Origin of the sequence: Pseudomonas sp. SJZ077 (genome assembly GCF_007993905.1) — a bacterium.
In the GTDB taxonomy this organism is placed as follows: Bacteria; Pseudomonadota; Gammaproteobacteria; order Pseudomonadales; family Pseudomonadaceae; genus Aquipseudomonas; species Aquipseudomonas mandelii.
In genome coordinates, this window is record NZ_VIUJ01000046.1 from 1 (window position 1) to 1,441 (window position 1,441).

1 protein-coding gene is annotated in these 1,441 nt (G+C 51.5%); it reads right to left on the minus strand.

Translation table 11 applies throughout. The features are described from left to right. On the minus strand, positions 1–1,298 hold a 1,298-nt coding region (locus FBY01_RS31435; protein ID WP_145311123.1), incomplete at its 3' end, for a BCCT family transporter. Positions 1,299–1,441 lie beyond the last annotated feature (143 nt).

Consider the following 1,441-nt stretch of genomic DNA (forward strand, 5'->3'; position numbering starts at 1 on the left):
GTAGCTTGGTCGATGGCAGTGCCACCAAACGTCGTCATCCATAATACGGACACCACGGTAGGAACTAACAAAACAGAGATTAAGAACTCCCTGACCGTTCGTCCACGGCTGACCCGCGCAATAAACATCCCCACAAATGGAGACCAACTGATCCACCATGCCCAATAAAATGCAGTCCAGCCCTGAGTGAATTCCGTGTCAGTGCGTCCGAAAGGATTGGAAAGCGCCGGTAGATATTCAGCGTAGGTCACCAGATTTTTAAAGAATCCAGTGAAGATTGCCAAGGTGGGCCCAACAACAATGATGAACACCAGCAGCAGCAGCGCTAGGCCCATATTGATCTGTGACAGCATCTTGACGCCCTTATCTAAGCCAGCAAGAACTGACCAAAGGGCAATCATGGTGATACCAACGATCAGCACTACTTTGCTTAGATTTGTCGACTCAATACCGAAGAGATATTCAATCCCTGCTGCTGCCTGCTCAGCTCCTATCCCCAGCGATGTCGCCAGCCCGAACAATGTGGCGAATACCGCCAGGATATCTATCAAGTGCCCTGGCCAACCCCAGACGCGCTCGCCTAGCAATGGATAGAAGATCGACCGTATAGAGAGCGGTAAGCCCTTGTTGTAAGAAAACAGGGCTAGGGACAGAGCGACAATCGCGTAGATCGCCCAAGGGTGGAGTCCCCAGTGAAAGATAGTGGCGGCCATTGCCAAGTCGGCTGATGCCTTGGCGTCACCCGCTGCACCTCCTAACGGTGCCCAGTCGGTTCGGGCTCCACTTGCATCGACTGTTACACCGCCCATGGACGCTTGATAATGAGACATGGGTTCGGCTACGCCATAGAACATTAGGCCAATGCCCATTCCTGCAGCGAAAAGCATTGAGAACCAGCCCACGTAGCTATGGTCTGGTTTGGCGTCCCTACCGCCCAATCGAACCTTCCCCAGCGGCGAGAAAATTAGCCCGATGCAAAGCAAAACAAATATGTTTGCAATGCTCATGAACAGCCAAGCGAGATTGCCAGTCAGCCAGTTTCGGATGGCACTGAACAGTGGTTCTACTTCATTTTGGAGCGCCAGCGTCATAATGACGAACAGCAAGATAGTGGCAGCTGAGATGACAAACACTTTGCCATGGATATCAAGGGAAAATGAAAACTCACCTTTGATATTGTCCTGTCCGATCACGTAGTCGGTGTCAATCAGATTGGCGGCCCCGCTAGGAGCAGGAATGCCATCCTCACTGCTTTTATGAGGTTTTTCTGGTAGATCATCCCCAGGTGTTCGGCCCATGAGAGCCTCCTTGATGGTGGCACGCTATGACGTGCAGTGGTCGTTAGCCCCGCTGTTCCTATGGTAAAAACGAGATGTTTGCATGCCTATCCTAACAAGCTTTTTTACAATCTGGCGAAAGCTGGTCTCACAGGGTAGGTGCA